The 18,144-nt window shown below is 46.8% G+C and carries 16 protein-coding genes; 10 read left to right on the forward strand and 6 right to left on the reverse strand.

What is annotated here, in order from left to right:
* Window position 1 precedes the first annotated feature (1 nt).
* The 4 genes from AZI86_RS01750 to AZI86_RS01765 all read left to right on the forward strand — a co-directional run bounded on the left by AZI86_RS01750 (window position 2) and on the right by AZI86_RS01765 (window position 6,529).
* A complete protein-coding gene (locus tag AZI86_RS01750) occupies window positions 2–1,522 on the forward strand; it encodes a DUF1552 domain-containing protein (protein WP_061833366.1) in 1,521 nt (506 codons plus the stop codon).
* 46 nt (window positions 1,523–1,568) lie between these two features.
* Window positions 1,569–2,555 (forward strand): hypothetical protein, encoded by a 987-nt coding sequence (locus AZI86_RS01755; RefSeq protein WP_157684602.1) that lies wholly within the window; start codon window positions 1,569–1,571, stop codon window positions 2,553–2,555.
* A gap of 643 nt (window positions 2,556–3,198) precedes the next feature.
* Window positions 3,199–5,136 (forward strand): tail fiber domain-containing protein, encoded by a 1,938-nt coding sequence (locus tag AZI86_RS01760; RefSeq protein ID WP_061833368.1) that lies wholly within the window; start codon window positions 3,199–3,201, stop codon window positions 5,134–5,136.
* Between the two features lies 1 nt (window position 5,137).
* Complete coding sequence (locus tag AZI86_RS01765; RefSeq protein WP_061833369.1) at window positions 5,138–6,529, forward strand: LCCL domain-containing protein; 1,392 nt, start codon at window positions 5,138–5,140, stop codon at window positions 6,527–6,529.
* Here the strand turns inward: AZI86_RS01765 and AZI86_RS01770 are convergent.
* On the reverse strand, window positions 6,526–6,858 hold the full coding sequence (locus tag AZI86_RS01770) for a KH domain-containing protein (protein WP_061833370.1): 333 nt from the start codon (window positions 6,856–6,858) through the stop codon (window positions 6,526–6,528). The two genes, AZI86_RS01765 and AZI86_RS01770, sit on opposite strands and share 4 nt — an antisense overlap.
* 217 nt (window positions 6,859–7,075) lie before the next feature.
* Here AZI86_RS01770 and AZI86_RS01775 point away from each other — a divergent pair, with 217 nt between their 5' ends.
* From AZI86_RS01775 to AZI86_RS01790, 4 genes are all read left to right on the forward strand, one after another.
* A complete protein-coding gene (locus AZI86_RS01775) occupies window positions 7,076–7,417 on the forward strand; it encodes a hypothetical protein (protein WP_061833371.1) in 342 nt (113 codons plus the stop codon).
* 136 nt (window positions 7,418–7,553) lie between these two features.
* A complete protein-coding gene (locus tag AZI86_RS01780) occupies window positions 7,554–9,287 on the forward strand; it encodes a hypothetical protein (protein WP_061833372.1) in 1,734 nt (577 codons plus the stop codon).
* A 65-nt stretch (window positions 9,288–9,352) separates the two neighbouring features.
* The gene (locus AZI86_RS01785) at window positions 9,353–10,630 is read left to right on the forward strand and encodes a C1 family peptidase (RefSeq protein ID WP_157684603.1); all 1,278 of its coding nucleotides are present in this window, start codon (window positions 9,353–9,355) and stop codon (window positions 10,628–10,630) included.
* Between the two features lie 136 nt (window positions 10,631–10,766).
* Entirely contained in the window at window positions 10,767–11,666 is a 900-nt protein-coding gene (locus AZI86_RS01790) for a murein L,D-transpeptidase catalytic domain family protein (RefSeq protein WP_081111750.1), read from the forward strand.
* 5 nt (window positions 11,667–11,671) lie between these two features.
* Here AZI86_RS01790 and AZI86_RS01795 read toward each other — a convergent pair whose 3' ends face one another.
* Window positions 11,672–11,866 carry a hypothetical protein gene (locus AZI86_RS01795; RefSeq protein WP_061833374.1) on the reverse strand — a complete coding sequence of 65 codons (195 nt, stop codon included), beginning with the start codon at window positions 11,864–11,866 and terminating at the stop codon, window positions 11,672–11,674.
* Between the two features lie 191 nt (window positions 11,867–12,057).
* On the opposite strand from AZI86_RS01795, the gene AZI86_RS01800 reads away from it, so the two are divergent.
* Complete coding sequence (locus AZI86_RS01800; RefSeq protein ID WP_061833375.1) at window positions 12,058–12,585, forward strand: hypothetical protein; 528 nt, start codon at window positions 12,058–12,060, stop codon at window positions 12,583–12,585.
* Between the two features lie 4 nt (window positions 12,586–12,589).
* On the opposite strand, the gene AZI86_RS01805 is transcribed toward AZI86_RS01800, so the two are convergent.
* From AZI86_RS01805 to AZI86_RS01815, 3 genes are all read right to left on the reverse strand, one after another.
* The gene (locus tag AZI86_RS01805; protein ID WP_061833376.1) at window positions 12,590–14,602 is read right to left on the reverse strand and encodes a hybrid sensor histidine kinase/response regulator; all 2,013 of its coding nucleotides are present in this window, start codon (window positions 14,600–14,602) and stop codon (window positions 12,590–12,592) included.
* Window positions 14,603–14,674: 72 nt separating this feature from the next.
* A complete protein-coding gene (locus AZI86_RS01810; protein ID WP_061833377.1) occupies window positions 14,675–15,502 on the reverse strand; it encodes a PLP-dependent lyase/thiolase in 828 nt (275 codons plus the stop codon).
* On the reverse strand, window positions 15,502–16,344 hold the full coding sequence (locus tag AZI86_RS01815; RefSeq protein ID WP_061833378.1) for a ThiF family adenylyltransferase: 843 nt from the start codon (window positions 16,342–16,344) through the stop codon (window positions 15,502–15,504). Before AZI86_RS01815 ends, AZI86_RS01810 begins: the two co-directional genes overlap by 1 nt.
* Before the next feature lie 91 nt (window positions 16,345–16,435).
* Here AZI86_RS01815 and AZI86_RS01820 point away from each other — a divergent pair, with 91 nt between their 5' ends.
* The gene (locus AZI86_RS01820; protein WP_061833379.1) at window positions 16,436–17,185 is read left to right on the forward strand and encodes a hypothetical protein; all 750 of its coding nucleotides are present in this window, start codon (window positions 16,436–16,438) and stop codon (window positions 17,183–17,185) included.
* On the opposite strand, the gene AZI86_RS01825 is transcribed toward AZI86_RS01820, so the two are convergent.
* Window positions 17,158–18,027 carry a hypothetical protein gene (locus tag AZI86_RS01825; RefSeq protein WP_061833380.1) on the reverse strand — a complete coding sequence of 290 codons (870 nt, stop codon included), beginning with the start codon at window positions 18,025–18,027 and terminating at the stop codon, window positions 17,158–17,160. The two genes, AZI86_RS01820 and AZI86_RS01825, sit on opposite strands and share 28 nt — an antisense overlap.
* Between the last annotated feature and the right edge of the window lie 117 nt (window positions 18,028–18,144).

Below are 18,144 nucleotides of genomic sequence, written 5' to 3' on the forward strand. Positions count from 1 at the left end.
CATGACAAAACTTTTAAGACGTGATTTCTTGAAACTGGGTTCAAGTTCTCTCTTATTACCTGCTTTGCCTTCGATCGCGCCACTTATGGCGCAAGCGGAAACCTTGGCCCCTAAAAAAAGACTGGTGTTCATCGTCAGCTGGAACGGAGTTCAAGAGGCCGCTTATTGGCCGAACGATCCCACACAAGTGGTCGCGGCGAATAACATTCGCAGCACAAAGCTGAACTCCATCAGTGGACCTTTATCGGGAGTTTTGAATTCCGATCTGGACACTCTTCGGAATAAATTTTCTATCATCCGTGGCTTGAGATATCCCATTTCATCCGCCCCCTTACATTGGGGTGGCCATATTCTCACTTGTCAAATTCCTCACCGGGTTGAATTTGATAACGAAAATTCTCCGCTGAAAGGAAGCTCGATAGATGCGGTGATGGCCAATAGTGCGGCTCTTAAAGGAAAAACAAAACTCGGGACCATGCGCATTTATGCGCAGAATGCTATAAATCCCGGCTTTATAAGCGCTCGTCCTATCTGTTTTTGGAATGCGACCGGCGGAGCCAACGCCGCCAATGGGGCCCAGGTGGGCATGTTCCCGGCAAGCCCTCGGGATGCCGTCACCGAACAAAGTCTATTTAACAAATATCTATCAAGTGTGGTCGGTTCAGGTTCCTCCTCCCCGGTTGCGGCACCGGCTAAAAATCGTCGTGAAGCTTTCGAATTTGCATTATCGACATTTTCCTCCATTTCAAATTCACGATCTCTTTCAAATTTTGATCGTCAAAGAATCAAAGATCACATCGACATGCTGAATGATCTTAAGAAGGCGTCTTTATCTGGAGAAGGGACGGTAAATACTGAGCCCACTTTGATTTGTCAGCCAGGCACGGTCACAAGTTATGCGGGTAAGAACATGAAAAGCAAAGTCGATAATGTCTTTAACGTGATTGCCGGGGCTTTTTCTTGTGATCTTTCACGATTAGCCGTGGTTTCCCTCGATGCCTATGGAGATTCAGATACTGAGGCAACACCAAGTTCCTATCACTCCAACTCTCATCGTCTTTTATCGGGTGTTGACACCTTGGCTTTGTGTCGAACATGGATGGGCTGGCAAACTTCGCGGGTCGCTGCATTTATGAAGCGCCTTGATTCAATTATTGAAACCGATGGTTCGACCCTTTTAGACAACACGCTGGTGGTGTGGGTGAACGGAATGGGCACGGACTATATTAAAAGTCCCAATGGTTCATACACGGGACCGCATTCATTAGTGGATATTCCGGTTCTTTTGGGCGGTGGCGCGGGAAATTTCCGCATGGGCGAGTTTATTGACTTGCGTTCGTCGCCGCCTCACGGAGGCCGGGTCTATATGAATCCATTTTATAACAGTCTCTTCAAAGTGATGGGTGTCACTCAAGCGGAATATTCCATTCACGGTGATGATGGTGGATTTGGATTGCGCCCCTCGGGCCAAGATATCGAAAAGCACGCCGGCACAATCCCTTATGTATACACCGGGACTTAGAATCATGCGCGCGTTTGGAAGAAAGATCTTCGTACTGACTTGCTCTATGCTCCTCATGGTCTGCTTTCAAAACTGTGGCGATTTTTCTTTGCAAGAAGAAATCATGAGGGAGCTGGCACTGAAGAATGCCGCTGAGGAAATGGATGCAAAACTCTTACCCCCGCTTTTGGCCGCTGATACTTTGCGGGTATGGAGTAAAAATGAAGATCCCAGTTACATCCTTCGCAGCATCGCCGGCGACCAGTGGTCTTTTGTGGTGGTCGTGGATGGCGGTGTTTCCGGAAAAATTATTTCACTGGATTCAGGCACCGATATTGAAGAAGGAAAAGTTTTAATCGAAAATGGCTTGGTGCAAGTCATCCGTCGCCAAGATTCAATTTTACAATATGAAGAAAAGCTTCAGGGTATTTTACCCGCAGATGGAACTCCAACAGTTATCGCGGTTTCATTTGGTTCAAGTGCAGGCGACATGCTTTTGCAGATTAATGGTCGCATCGAAAAGGCGGAGGTCCAATCAACCGGCGTGCCCGCCGACTTTTCCAATTTGTCTAAAAATACATACATAGATTCTCGAGTTTCAAATTATATTATTTACGCCGGTAACAGTTCAAGCGCGACTTCGGGAGCCGCCGGGGGTAAGCTTTTACACGAAGAGCTTAATGTGATGTCTCGCTATGTGGCGCGAAGCTTGGGTTTAAGCGGCGTCATATTTGATCCGTCATTTCTTGATAAGGATGCTCCGACAACCAAAGAGAGTCTGGAATTTAAAGCCGCGAAAGCCGTCTTCGAAAGCCGTTGCTTAAGTTGCCACAACGGCTTGACCAGTATTAACTTGTCGAATTTAACCGAAGCCAAGGCCTTAAAAAATTCTTGGGTTGTTAAGGGAAGTCCCACCGAATCGTTGTTGTATTATCGTCTAAAAGGCTCCAGTGGATCGCATGGACCGAAGACGATGCCTTTAAGCAATGAATCGCTTTCTAATGAAGAGCTCCAAAAAATTGAATCCTGGATTAATTCAATAAACATCAATTAACGATGATAGGAGGACACCAGCTTTTGATACGCACTTTTCACGGATGAAAAGTCTTTAGAAGGCGCTGGGATCACCGCCGACGTCTTCATCCCCAACCTTTCGGCTGACTCAGAAATATTAAATATGCTCAGGAAAATAAGCAGTCTCGATAATACTGGGATAATTATTAATAGAGGCAATTCCACGCTGAGCTCGAGAGCTTGTCACACTCGTGCAGGACATTTGCGAGGTACACATGATACTTAAAACAGCAAAAAGGACTTTCCTTGTCATTCTTGATCTAGCTTCCTTCTAAAGTTCTGCTTTCATTTTGCGATAGAAGCGAAACTACCGCAATTCGATACGTCGCCCGCAAGACCTAAATTCCCATTCTGGGCCCATCATTAAAACCAGACGTTCCAAATCTAATGAACATTAAAAATAGGTTAAAAATCCAATCTGGTCGCCTATTGGAGAACACTTTTTCGGCTCATATTCTCCTCTAAACCTGTGGAACTACCGATCTATTATTGTCTTCGCAGAGTGTTCTAAACTGAGCACCGCAAACGCGAGTGAACTTATTCTTTTTTGCACGTTTGTTTACTATCGGGAACTTGTAAAAATTCCGACAAGAAATACAACGGCACGTTTTTGGAGGAATAAAATGATGTATAAGCCTACGCAAATAGGAATTGCGTTTCTACTGACACTCAGTCAGTGGGCCCTGGCATCACCGCCCAGCTTTACCTACCAAGGTCGTATTATCAATTCTAACGGGGTTCCCTTAGAAAGCAGCAACGTTTCTTTTGAGTTTATTATCGCCAATCCGGCGGGCACCTGCGTTCTTTATCGAGAGCAAAAAAATGGCTTAGACATGCGCAACTCCAAGGGTGTCTTTGATACACCTATCGGCACGGGCGCAAAGTATTTCCCAACAGTTTCCACCGTGGGTCTTTTAGATGTTTTTAGCAACGCAGGTCCTTTGGATTGTGAAGGCGGCAGTACTTACACTCCGGTCGCCGATGATGGTCGTTTATTACGTGTGCAATTTTATGACGGCACCGCCTGGAGATTGATCACGCCTGACAACGTCATTCGTTCCGTTCCCTTTGCCTCGTTTGCCAAAAGTGCGACGAGTGCAGCAACGGCAGCCAGACTAGGAACTAATGTGGCGGCGGATTTCGTTTTAAAATCAGCCGTCCCCGTTTGTGCTACGGGTTATGTTTTAACTTCGACCGCATTAGGAACCCTGACTTGTACTGCCGATACCGGCGGTGCTTCAGGTGTCGTGAACTCTGTTGTTGGATCGGGCGCTATCACTTCGACCGAGACTGCTCCCAACAGCGGGATTTATACGATTGCCGCGACAACCGGAACGGCTGCGGGAACTTTAGCTGCGGGTAATGACTCTCGCTTTACCGATGCGCGCACTCCAACGGGAGGCGCATCGGGTGATCTTACGGGCACGTATCCTGCGCCAACAATTGCCAATAGCTCGGTGACGTCCGCGAAAATTTTAGATGGCACAATTGGCTTAGCCGATCTTTCTGGCGCCTCCGGCACCGGACAAACATTTCGATACAGCGGCACCGCATGGACCTATTCAAAGTTGTTATATACAGATTTAGTAAATAACGTAAATGCGTCTCCCTGGCCGATCACATCCTGTTCCGCCGGGCAGTTCTTAACCTGGGTTTCAACATCGGATTCATTTGCTTGTACGGCGCTGACAAGTTCAATGATCACCACGGCCTTGTCTTACACGCCAGTGAATTCCTCCAATGTGGGTAACGGAGCCAATCAAATTCCACAATTGGATAGTTCCGGTAAATTAGACGCCTCGGTCCTTCCGACCGGAGCTTCTGCTTGGACCGTGTCAGGATCCGATGTGTATCGCTCTGGGGGGCGCGTGGGCATCGGGACTTCGTCGCCCGGTACTTTGCTCCACCTGAAGCAAACCTCATCCACCACGGGTTTGAGAATCGAAGAAACAGGCGCCGGTACTGTCCTTGCCGATCTCTTCATGGACATCAATGCAAATCTGGTCATCAATCGAGGAAATGCCCAATTGAAACTTCGCTCGGGCTCTGCAGGTTTATTTTCTGTCCAAACGGACAATCTTGTTCGCATGACCGTCGATCCCACCGGTAAGGTCGGTATCGGAACGACGGCACCCAGTGAAATGCTCGAAGTGAATGGCTCAGTAAAAGCGGTCAGCTTTATTTCAACATCTGATCGTCGCTTGAAAAAAGATATTGAACCAGCCCCTGGATATTCAGCGATTAAACAGCTTGAAGGAGTTCAGTATAACTGGATTTCGAATGGCCAACATGAGATGGGCTTAATTGCCCAAGAGGTTGAAAAAATCTTCCCTTTTGCCGTCGCCACCGACAAGGTCACGGGTTACAAGGGTGTTAAATACCAAGCATTGATTTCGCCTCTTATTCAAGCTGTCAAAGAAACGCACCTGATGTGTGAAGACAATACTAAGAACTTACAGGCCCAAGTAGATGAACTAAAGAAAGACCGCGAAGAAATGAAAAACGAAATTGCCGAGCTTAAAAAACTTGTCAGAGAACTGGCTTCGGAGAAAAATAAATAGCATGCGCTTTTTCATTCTGCTTATTTCTTTTTTAAGTATTCAATCAGTGCAGGCAGATTGCACGACCACTCCTCCGTTGACGGATTTACCGACCACCGGCAAGGCAGGCGAAATTCGCATGTCGAATTATTCCAATGCCACCACCGCGATTCAAAAAATGATGTATTGCGATGGCACCAATTGGCAGGAACTCCCCGGCAGCATCGGAGGTGCCTGCACCAGCACCGGAGGAATGAAGCTCATTTCCGGCGAAATGTATTCTTGCCGCGCAGGCTACTACTGGCGCTTCGATTCCACTGGTACCACCAATGGGCCTTGCACCAAAGCCGGTGAAGTTAAGTGGAACACCGCGACCAGCCGGATCGAATTCTGTAATGGTACGGATTGGCGAGTTGTTGATCCAGTCGATAACACTGCTGATACTTTTAACTTTAATCAAACGACGGGAAATAGCTGGGACTCAAGCACCACCCAAACTGAACAAGTCACGGGATTTTCTGGCGGCATGGCCACGTTCACGTTCAACACCCCCTCTTGTGGCAGCCCGTATGCTCGCGTCTGTGCGACGAGTGCGTGTACGACATATAGTTCTTCGACCACATCCGATGGCTCTGCCTGGGTCCCCAACATGGCCTTCATCCGTATCGCGTTTACCACCCAAGGGGCCCCAAATGCCGCCTGTTCAGTGACTGTTTCAGTAGGAGGTGTCACCACGACCGCTTCCGCGACCACCGGGGCCACCGACACCACGGTCACTTATAATGGCAACTTCACCGAAGTTCGCAGTGCCACCCAATCCACTTTATATACAAGTAATATTGTTCGGACCTCCGGCCACAGTGGTGTCAGCATTTCGCTTTCTGATTCAAGCCTAGGTGGAAATCCAGAATATCGTATTTGCAGTGATAGCGCCTGTGCGACGGTGCTGACTGATTGGACGAACTCCGCAGGAACACTACCGATCGCATCATTTATACAGCTGCGCGCGACTTCAGGCGCTAATAACGTGAGCTTGCGAAGAATCCAAGTTCTCGCCGGAACCGGCGCAGCGGCGACCTGGAATTTAATGACTAGTACATGCCCTTCGACAACGACATTGGCTTCAGGTGCGACCCTGACCTGTACTTGTCCCGCGAACTATGTGTCGTACGGGGGATCTATCTATGGAGTGGGAAACTATAGACAAAATAGTAACGTGTGCACGGCAGCTCTTCACGCTGGGGTCATCGATAATGCCACTGGTGGTTCGCTCACCATTAAGGGAAACACCTCAGGTACTCCTCCGGGGACATGTGCTTCCTTTGCAGCCAGCACCGCGAATGGCGTCACATCATCGACGGCGGCCTCCGGCGCTTCGATTATCTTTAACTCGATGCCGGATGTATGTAACTAATAAAATCTCTCTTCATCTTTGATTCGGACGATGGCGCGAAACCCTTGTGTCGCGCTGATCGTCAAGACGATAACACGAAGAGCGCTGATATGTTTTCCCTTAGACCCTACAAGTCGTCCAAAATCAGAAGGATCGAAGTCCACGTCGTAAACGACGGTATCCGGGCCTTCTTCAATGATCACATTGAGCTTATCGGGGTGCTGAAGAATTTTTTTAAGAATCAAAGATATCAAATCCCGAATCTCTAAAGAGACCTCCGCCTTTCTTTGCTTGCTACAATTTCTTGGAGGTGATTTTTTACGAATGACTTCAACTTTGCGATCTTCCACTTGTAACTCCAATAGAAATTTTTATTTCCTCTAAATGTTAGAGCACATAAGTAAATAAAATCTATTTTTATTATATTTTGTGTTCGCTACTAACGAACTGTCGAACGAGCTCGCGCTGTAATGGGCCCAAAGTTTCGTAAGAATTACTGTATAAAATACTGACACTGGAAATTGGTTTTAAGTTCCTGCACTATGCCGTTTTTGCAAAGGAACAATCATGAACGTAAAACAAATTCTCGTGTCTGTATTCGTAATGACTTCAAGTATCGCCGCATACGCTGGCGACTTCAGCAATAGCAATGAGTGCGTTAATTATATGAACTCGGCCCGTCCTGAAGTGAGCGAAAGCGCACGTCTGGAAAAAGCTTTGCTTGCTTTGAATCTGGCTTTTGACCTGAAGCTCAGCGAAAAAGACTACATTAAAATTGAAACTTTGGTAGCAAACAAGTCCGTATCCCAAGATCGTTTGGAAAAGATCGCCTTTATGGGTTGCACTTACGAAGTCACTGCTTCTGATCAAAAATTGGCGCAAGAAGAGTTTAAAACCCTTCTGCAATAATTTCAGGAACGTCTGCCTGATGGCCACCCCTCCCTGCTTGCGATCAATGAGGGAGTGTTTATGGAGTGGCCCGGTTCTTGTAGAAGCGCTTCCCGTACATTTTTAATATGCCTCTTAACTATTAAGGACGTGTGTGATGAAAAAAACCAGTTCACGTATTGCCGGTGCCTTCGTCTTAGGAATGATGATGACTATCCCTGCTACTTCTCAAGCGGGCTTGTTTGATATCTTTAAGCCTAAGCAAAAAGAATACTTCCCGCCAGTTCCAACGCAAACTCAAACCTCGCCGACCCAAAGCGGACCGATGAAGGGGTGGAGCCAAGACGTTTTAGTTAAAGGCGGAAAACCCTGGATTATTAAACAAGACGCGTGGACAGACGCCGACGAAGCGCGTTTTTCTCAATTCGTAGAGAGCATCTATGAATCCGGTTGCAACACTGTTCCAAAATGTATGAGCGGTAAAGGAAACTGGTATCGTGATAAAGATCCCGCAGGAATGGTTTGGTATGCGGACTGCGGTCGCTTTCCTTACCTATTACGCTCTTATTTCGCTTTCCATAACGGACTTCCGTTTCAGGCTGCGGTCACCGCACAAAAACGTGATCCTTCCGATAAAGGCGAAATCAAATACGCGGCTAAAGGGACTTACATCGCCCAACGTCGCGCCGTTAAATCTGGAACAAACGGTTACCAATTCGTCCGTTCAACGGTTGAAAGTGTTTACTCTGCCGTGTTCCGTGTTGATTCACGCTTAGATGTTGATTCAGGGGTATTCTCTGACTTCTATCACGTGGCTATTAATCGTAAAAACATCCGTCCAGGGACGGTGGTTTATGATCCAAATGGTCACATCGCGACCGTCGCGAAAATTCAAGATTCAGGAAAAATCATTCTTTTAGATTCTCATCCAGACAACTCTGTTTCTCGCGTTGTTTACACGGGGGCATTCCAAGCTCGTTCCATGGCGCAAGGTGGTGGCTTTAAAAATTGGAGACCGGTGAGAATTTCTGGCGGTAAAACTGTCACGGCGTCTAACGCCAATTCTCCTGGATTTTCTTTAGAGCAATTCGTGGGTGACCAACCAAACTCAGGGGGTTTCTCAACAGCTAAATGGAGCACATCTGAAGGCATCTTACCTTCTTCACGTTACCTTGACGTCGTTCGGGCACGCATGAGCTTGGGCGCTGTGAAATATCGTCCTATTCAAGAGATTCAGTCCGAAGTCGCAAATATCTGTTTGATGATGCAAGACCGCATTGATTCCGTCCAAGCGGCGATCAACAAAGGTATCGACAGCAAATCGATGCCAAACGGTCGTTTGCCCGACAATATCTATGGAACATCTGGCGAATGGGAAGAGTACTCAACTCCATCCCGCGATGCGCGCTTAAAAACCGCCGTGGCAGAAATGTACAGCGACGTCGTTCGTATGTACAAACTGTACCAAGCTCGTGATGCAAAAGTGATCTATGACGGTAACGATATCGTAGGTGACATGCTAAATGCTTACGATCGCGCCGCGAATGAGTGCCAGTTGTCTTACAAAAAATCGGATGGCCGTACACAATACTTAACTTATCAAGATTTTGTAGAACGCCTGTACGCGATGTCTTTCGACCCGTATCACTGCGTGGAACAACGTATGGGTGCGACTTCGGGAGCTGAGCTTGCGAGCTGCAACCAATCATCATCTAAAGATGAGTGGTATAAAGCCGAACAAAGCATCCGCAATTCTTTAAACCGCCCGTATGAAACAAAAATGGGTTGGTCCGTAGATCAACTTAAAGCCGGTGCTGCCATCTCTGCAGGTGTTGGCGTGAAAGAACAAACTCCACTGAATGTCAGAGCTTTCTTAAGATCTGTTCGCTAGGACAAATCTAGACTCAAAATGAGATCCCGGACCTCCGAAAGGTATTCAAACCTCGGAGGTTCCCGGTGAGACTCATAACCACTTTGTGTCTTTTGCTTTTTGTTGCACCTTTCTCTTGGGCCGAAGTCGACTCTATCAAAGTTCTAAATAAAAAAATCCAAGACTCCCAAGGCCAATGGGTGGCCGGACGAACGTCCGTCAGTGATCTGTCATGGGCTGAAAAGCGCGCCATGATGGATTCGTCTTTATTGCCTCATCCTGAAGTGCAATTTGAAATTCCCGACGAAGGCATCAAAGCCTTTGCCACTCCGATATCTATTGACTGGAGAAACAAAGACGGCAAAAGCTGGCTCACCCCTATTCGCCATCAAGGTTCCTGTGGCAGCTGCCTGGCATTTGCCGCCACCGCGACCCTAGAAGCTCAATATAAAATCACGCAAAACAAGTCCTATAAACTTTCACCTCAGTTCCTATTTTCATGCGGGGGTGGCGTTTGCAAAAAGGGCTGGTATCCAAATCAAGCCGCTAAGTTTTTGCTAAATACCGGCGTCACGGATGAATCCTGTTTGCCTTACATGTCCAGCGGAGGCTCGGATATTTCGTGCTCACGCGCGTGCGGTGACTCCAGCAAGCGTGCGGTGAAGATTTCGTCTTTCAGTCTGCCTACGGACAATGCTCGCAATCTTAGCGCCATTCGCGAGGCCTTACAGCGGGGTCCGTTAGTGACGACCATGGCCGCTTACAATGATTTTATGAATTATCGCGGCGGGATTTATAAACGCGTTTCAAACAGCTTAGTCGGTGGCCACGCCATCGTCATCATTGGGTATAACGACAAGGACCGCTATTTAATCATCCGCAACAGCTGGGGCACAAGCTGGGGTGAACGTGGTTATGGGCGTATTTCCTATGACGATACTTCAGGCATTGGCGCCACCACCTGGAAATACGAAGTGCCTAAAGCCAAGGTCTTTGACTTGCCAATACTAAATGCGAGCCTTGATTTCCAGGTAGAAAAAGAAGCCCTCAGCGGGCGCCAACCGGCCGGAAATCTGGCCGAGCCAGACTTTATGCTCACCGCACCCGTTCCCTCAAAAAATGCCACGGATTCCTTTGAGCTGACCTTAAAAAACCTTTCCGGCTTTAACGGAGAGATCACCTTCCATCAGCGCCATGAAGGGATTGAAAAAACCATTCAGCTAAACTCTCCCGCCACCGAGTTAAAAATACGTCTGAATTCAAATCTCTTAGCCGCAGGTGATTGGGAATTTTACGTCAGCGCTAAAGACTCTGCTGGCCGAGTTATCACCTCTGAAAAACATGTGCTCACAATGGAGCCCTAAAAGGTCCTATTGCCAAGTTTTTAGACGAAGTGCCCTTGAAGGTTACCTCAAGGGCATTTTATTCTTGTCGAAAATCCTGACAGTTTAAATAGTCTGGTGTTCAGTGTATAAATTCCCCTATCACGAGGAGAATCGTATGCGCGTTCTTGGTCTTTTGGCTTCTTTAAGTCTGTCTGTTTTCGCGACTTCCGCGCAGGCCGCAGCACTGAACGAACAAGTCGTTCAAAAAATCGTCGCCCAAGGGGTCCCCGCTGATGCCGTTGATAGACTTTCAAAATTCTTAGGTGAAAACGAGGGGCGTAGCTTTTCTCAGTCTGTTTACACTTGCGCCGGTAAAGATCCCAACAGCATCCGTCCTTGCGAAGAAAACAAACGCACCTTGACCACTCGTGATGTGAAGTTGGAAAATCCTTCTTTTGTCGCCATCGTTGATTTTTCCATGCCTTCCACGGAAAGAAGATTTTTTCTTATCAACACCCAGACTGGTGAAGTGAATAAGTACTTAAGCTCTCACGGCGTGGGCACCAGCCGTTCGAATTACGCTTCCCGCTTTAGCAACACCAAAGATTCACGCCAAACTTCGTTGGGTATTTATCTTGGAGGAGGAATTTACCAAGGTCATTACGGCAACACCCTGCGGATGTATGGTCTGCAAACTTCCAATGATCAAGGTTATAACCGGGACATCGTTTTACATGGCGCTTGGTACGTTGGTGAAGACTTTATCAAATCTATCAATCCAAATACCAAACAGCCTTTCGGTCGTATCGGTCACAGCTGGGGGTGCCCCGCTGTCGGCTTGGGCGTGATTGAAAAACTGGCCAACGCTCTTAAAGATGGTGGCGTGATCATGCACTACCACCCCCGCTTGATGGAAGAAGCTTTAAAAGGCCGCGAAGTGATCGATCCCGAACAACCGTTTATGGGCAATATTCCCGTGCCGACACCACGCCCAGATCAACCAGATCAAACGGATCGCGTGCAACCCCCCGTTTCAGAAACAAACGAAGCTGCGGTCGCGGCGGCGCAACCGTAATCTTCCTAATGATGATATCCCGCTGGCGAAAAATTCGGCGGGTCACTCGCCGGAAAAGATTCATCCAAAGTTTCGTCGACCTGGTTGTCGGTGGACTCGCGTAATTCACGCATTTTTTTTGAGTATTTTTGCGACTCTAATCGCTTTTCCATTCTATGCGCCACATACAGACCTGCGGCTAGAAACATGAGAAATTTCATAGCTAACCTCCAGTTAGTCACCCGTCTTATTATCCCATTGTTCAAACCCTCCACAAGGGTCTGAACAAAAAAGCAAAACGCCCCCGTTGCTGTCTGACAATCCCTTTCAAAATACATGTGAATAGGGCCTTTCAGCCGGTGGAGTTTATTTTTATAATGATTGTGGACCTAACACATTCTAGGAGGATGTTATGGCTGCAGATAAAGAACGGGTCGAAGTTCCAGAATTCACTCAGACTAAATGGGGAGAAGCATCCGAGGACAGCATGGATGAAAAAGACATTCTGCATGATCAAGATGTGACTGCTCGCGGACTTTCCGCTGAAGACGACGAGAACATGGGAGCTCACACTCGTTCCCTTGAAGCCCTTGAAGACGAACCAGATGAATTCATGCAAGGTGATATCGACGTCAAAGAACAAATGGATCGCACCGCAGATGCCATGGACACTTCCTTACGGGGCCTGCAAAGCCAAGCCACCGAAGACAGTCCACGCACCGAATTAGGGGCCTCGTTTAAGTATACTCCGGGCGGGATCGAAGAGGTTGAACAGAAAACCGATGAGTATTTAGCGACTCACGCGAAACCTTCTAAGAAAAAAGCGGACAAAAAACCCGAACCACCGAAACCTTCCACCGAAGTTTCAATGGAAGAAGATCCAGAAGATTTAAGCGATTTTGATGAACCAAAAATGAACGGTCACGATCGCATTCACTGAGATTTTAAGTTGTTTGGGGGGCCGTCAATCGGCCCAGTTGTTGAATCAAATCACGACGGCGCATGGGTTTACTCATGTGCACGTCAAATCCCGAAGACAAACAACGCGTTTGCTCCTCTAACATGGCATTGGCCGTTAAAGCGATCACCAGGCCCTTATATCCCAACGCGCGCAGCTCTTGCACCGCTTGACACCCGTCTTTTATCGGCATTTGGACATCCATCAAGATCACATCAAATGAATCAGTTAAAGCGGCCTGAACGCCTTCTTCACCATTGCTGGCTAAAATCGTGACGGCCCCGGCGTCTTCTAAAGTTCTTTTTAAAAGAGCTTGAATGTCACTAGAATCCTCAACCACCAAAATTTTTCGTCCTCGTAAGACCTGACTTAAATCTTCTTCCTGAGCTTCGGGAGATAAAGTCGATGAATCGATCGTTTTAAATTCGGCTTCTTCAATAGGTTCGGCGGTGATGGTCAACACAAAGGTGCTGCCCGCATTGACATCTGATTCTTTCAAAACCAGATCTCCGCCTAAGTGACGCGCGAGGCCCCGGGACAATGCTAAACCCAAGCCCGTTCCGCCGAATTGACGTGTGCGTGACATGTCAACCTGACTGAAGGGTTGAAAAAGTAAGGACGTCTGATCCGCCGCAATGCCCACGCCCGAATCTTGGATTTCAAAAATAATTCTGTTTTCACGCGGAAATTGCCGCGCCATTTTCATGCGCACAAAACCCGAAGGTGTGAATTTTACGGCATTGCCTAAGACATTGATAAGCACCTGGGAAAGCCTTGTTTCATCCGTGGCGATATAACGAGGCAGCGAACCTTCGATCACAAGTTCAAGGCAAAGTCCTTTGCTTTGGGCCTTATCACAAATTGAAGCATGCACATTGTGCAAAAGATTTTGCAAATCGACTTTTTCTATTTTGATATCTAGATGCCCCACTTCGACTTTCGATAGATCTAAAATATCGTCAATCAAACGCAAGAGGTGCCCACCGTTGGTACGAATACGATCCGCCCAATCTGTGCGATCTAATTGCGCCGAGGGGGCGGCGATCAATAAATCCGCAAAACCTAAAACGGCGCCCAGAGGTGTGCGGATTTCATGGCTCACGTTGGCTAAGAAATGGGTCTTAGCGCGATTGGCGGCTTCGGCTTCATTTTTAAGTTCTTCAAGGCGTTTATATAAAAGAGCTTTCTCTAAATTAATTCCCACTTTATTGGAATACTCTTCTGCCATTAAAAGATCCATAGAATCAAACGGTGTTCGTTTTCCGGAACGTACCAAAGTCAAACTGCCAATCGTGGTTAGTCCCCGACGGATAGGCACGCAGATGTACGATGCAAAACCCAAATGTTGCAACAGGTGAAGGGCTCGATGGGATGAAATCGAAGACTTTAAAGTTTCCACGTCCACCAGGCCTCGGAAAACCGCAAACCCAGACCGAATGACTCGCAATGGATTTAACATGGCATCAGGATTTTCAGGTTTAATAGAAACATACTCTTGCAATAAGTACGTCATCACAGGATCCATGTGTGCACTTACACCCGGCCCCACATTCAACTCAGGAATAAGATCGATACGGCACCAATCACAGATGTCTCTGACGGCGACTTGGGCGGCCTCTTTTAAAGACTCTTCCGCTTTTAAGGCGATATCTGGAGGACCATCCAGCGACTTCAGCGTATTGGCAAAAAACGAAAGCACTCTTTGCAGATACAGCTCTTCGCGGGAATCACGTAAAGAAATAAGGACCACATCGTCAACTTCAAGACGGGTTTTATGAAATCTTAGAAGTTGCGAAATTCCATAAGGAAGAAGTTGTACAACATCATTCCAATATTTTCCGATAACACGGTTTTTGGGTAAGTTTAAAAGTCTCGAGGCTGCTTCATTAATATTGATAACGCGTTCATCCGAGCGCGCAAAAACCAACGGGTGAGGAATAGCCTCAAACGTCTTTCCCCATAATTCACTCGATATTTCATCTGTTAGCGAACCGCGCATTTAATCACCCTGATTTTTTTAGGGTATAAGCGACAAATTCAGATAAAACAATGTTTTGATTAGCAGGAAAGATTACAACTTCACGGACTTATTTGCCGCACCGACGGTAAAGATTTTTTGTTCAGTCTTATCGACTAGATACGTTTTAAGAGCCGCGAGCACCAAAGAAAACGAAAGACCCACTTCAATCTCTCCTTTGTCTGTACGCAATGACTTAAATTCACTCAAACTTTGCTTTGCCACCGTGATTCTCTGTAAAAAATAGGCGGCCGACAGGGTGTCTTGATCCCCGTATCTGTTTAAAAGGATATTACGAACCCCGGGGATTTTATGGGACTCATCCGGCTCCGCCGTAATCGTTTTAAGATTTTTATCTATTCCCTCACCGATCCCCCGCAGGGAATGCCCCGTGCCCACGGCACCGATCACCGCATCCATAGGTCCTAAAGTGTTTTTCACGGCATGACCGAAAGCATGATAATGCCGACGCTTGCCTTCATCATAAAGCTGATTAAAACGAAAGAGTTCAGGCCGCATCGCCATCACCTGATCATATTTTTCATAGATCACAGACAAATCTTCCTGATGAACTTCGGCCCCATGCGCCTGCAATCGCGCCACGATATCTGCTGAAGCGGTCATGGGAACAAATAGCACGCAAGGCATACCTAACTGTCGACTGTAATAAGCCAGGGACAGGGCCGTGCTTCCAGCGCTGACCTCCGAAACACCTTTAAAACCCGCGCTTTTTAGTTTTTGCAACTGCTGAAGTTCGCCTAAGACCATGTGGTCCTTAATAGAGCCCCCCGGATTTTCGCCTTCAAGCGAGGTGAAAATCCGATGGCCTTTTTCTAACCCCAAAGAACTCTCTAAAATTTCTACGAAGCGCGGCTTTAACATTAAGCGACCTTTTTTGTTTTCAAGTCACTTGGGATGTTTAAGAGGCGTACCTTATAGGAGGCTTCAAAAACGGTGGTTGAGGCATTGGCTAAATCCACAAAAATTCCTTGTGGCGACACCACGGCTTTGCCCAAGCCCACGATGTTTTTTGCAATCTCCGAAGCCGCCACCGCCGCCGAGGCCTCCCCTCCGGGAGTCACAAACGGAATATACCCAGAACGATCCATCGCATGGATCAGCTGCCCCCACATATAAGGAGGAACTTCAGGACAAATGAATCTTAAGTATCGAGACAAATTTTCTTCATACGGCAAATCCGGAGAAATCCCCGTCTGTTCGGCAAATGACGGAGTGCCTTTTTTAAAAACCACACAGCACCCCGTAAACCCTAAGGTCGCGGAAGTCACTACCGGGATTCCACGTTTGTGAGCCTCCATGTTTAAGGCAAGCTTATCATTCATGGCAAAAAGATCCACCACATCCACGACCCAGTCGACACCTTCAAGAAATTCGCTTAAGTTTTCTTTTTTTACTCCGTCTTTAAAAACTTTGATCTTCACTTCGGGATTGATCGCCAGGGCTTCCTCCACCGAGCATTCGTCTTTACGCATGCCAATGGTTGTTTCTTTGGCCATACGCTGACGATTGATATTTGTACGTTCAAAAGTATCTGGATCCGCGATATGAAAATTTTCAAATCCCATTCTTACTAAATTGATGAAAATAGATCCACCAAGTCCCAAGCCCCCGATAGCGACTTTGGTTTTTTTAAATTTATAAACTTGCTCTTTGGTAAAGATTCCGATGCTGCGCAAAATTCTTTCGTCATATTTATTGTTCATAAAATCTCCCTATTTTTTTATCAAACTCTTTATTATTTACGGAAGATGTCCGATAAAATTAAAGACTAGAAAAAATCCAGGAGAAACCTTAATGAGTGAAGCGTTTAAAAAATTTCAGCTGGTCGTCTTAGAGTCCCCGATCGAAAACTGGAGTGATCCAGCCGTGCAAAAATTATTTAACAAAATGGTGACCCTAAAAAAGAACGGTTATGAAAGCCGGTACTCCCAAGGCGTTTTACCTGTGGACACTTCGGACTTTTTTGCCACGCACGTTTTACTGTGCGAAAAGAAAATCAATAACGATTTAAATCCTATCATGGGATATAAAACGGTGAGCTTAAGCAAGTGCTTGCAGTACAATCAAAACTTTCCGGGGCTGGGACTAGTTCAAAGTGCGAACGCCACCGAACATATTAGCGTCGTGAAAGACATCGTTCAGCGCTGCAGCCAAAACAATACGGGTCTTTCTTACCTCGGGTCTTGGACCATAGATCCTGAGTTCAAAAATCGATGTCCACAGGACGTTCACCTAAAAAGCGCATTTATCACCTTTTACCATCAGCTTTATCAAGAGCAGGGTATTAAGGAAGTACTTATCGGGGGAACTCTTCGCTTTAAGACCGAAAAGCTTTTTGCAGAACTGGGCCACAGGCCTTTAAGCAAGGATGGCAAAGATCTATCGAATATTTTTGTGACTCATTTAGTGAAAGAGCCCGTCCTTGTAATGCACGCCACTCAGTTCCTGACGCCACCCACTTTGCAAACTAAAATTTGGCAGCAGATTTGGGATGAGCGACGGGTCCTAGGCTCGTCCTATGCAAAATTGAGATTGGCTGCGTGATATAAAACACCTTTAGCAAAAGTAATTTCAAACACGCATGCCGGGGCCCCATGATGAACGCAGCAACGCTCTATCACTTTGGCGGGCGCTTCCCCACGATACATCGGGGCTGAAGCCATCATCCCCGCCTTTAAAGAACAGATGTATTCATTGCCTAGATGGGTCGTTTCCATTTCCTGGGCCACATGCGGGTCCGAAGAGACTTCCAGTAAAGCTCCCTCTTCGTTCAATTTTAAAAAACGATAGCGACAGTTCTTTTCATAAAAGTTAAGACAGTCGCCCCACATGTGTTCGATCACCTCTTTGGAGGTTTCTAACTCGGAATAAAATCTTCCTAAAAGAGTGTTCACGTTACCAGAATAGGAATACATCCCCATCGCAAAAAAATCCTTCGCGGTGAAATGGCGATGCCCCAAGTACGCCAACGCGTCGGTGATCACTTGCATGCTGATCGGAGCAAAAGGATCCGTCAGGATAGATTCACTTAAACCTAAGTGTTTCAGAACTTCGTAACGCAAGCGCCATCCGTGATTTCTTTCAATATATTCAAATGTAGTGATCGTGGTGCGACGGCGCCCGTAATTAGCCACGGCGTAGGCGTCGGGCATTTCCCACCGGCTTTTTTCTGATTGAATTTGTATAGAATGAAAATCGACTTTCCCCGTAATCACGGCGCGAGGATCAGAGTCAAAATATTCAGAAAGGCGCAGCAAGGCCTGTTCAGACAGCTGTTTTTTACCCGAGCGGACCATGACATAATCCCACCAAGTCAGCTGTAGCAAATCCTGCCACTGAGAATCATCAATATCGGTCACGACGCGGAGACGTTCAAGTGTGTCCATATTTCTTTCTTTAAAGTTTGAGGACACCTTATATGGCAATTTAGAAATTAAAGAGAGTTTTATTTAATGAACAGGGGGATGATTATGGAAAAATAATGAAATTCTTCCAAATTTCCT

It is taken from the genome of Bdellovibrio bacteriovorus, from assembly GCF_001592735.1.
In the GTDB taxonomy this organism is placed as follows: Bacteria; Bdellovibrionota; Bdellovibrionia; order Bdellovibrionales; family Bdellovibrionaceae; genus Bdellovibrio; species Bdellovibrio bacteriovorus_D.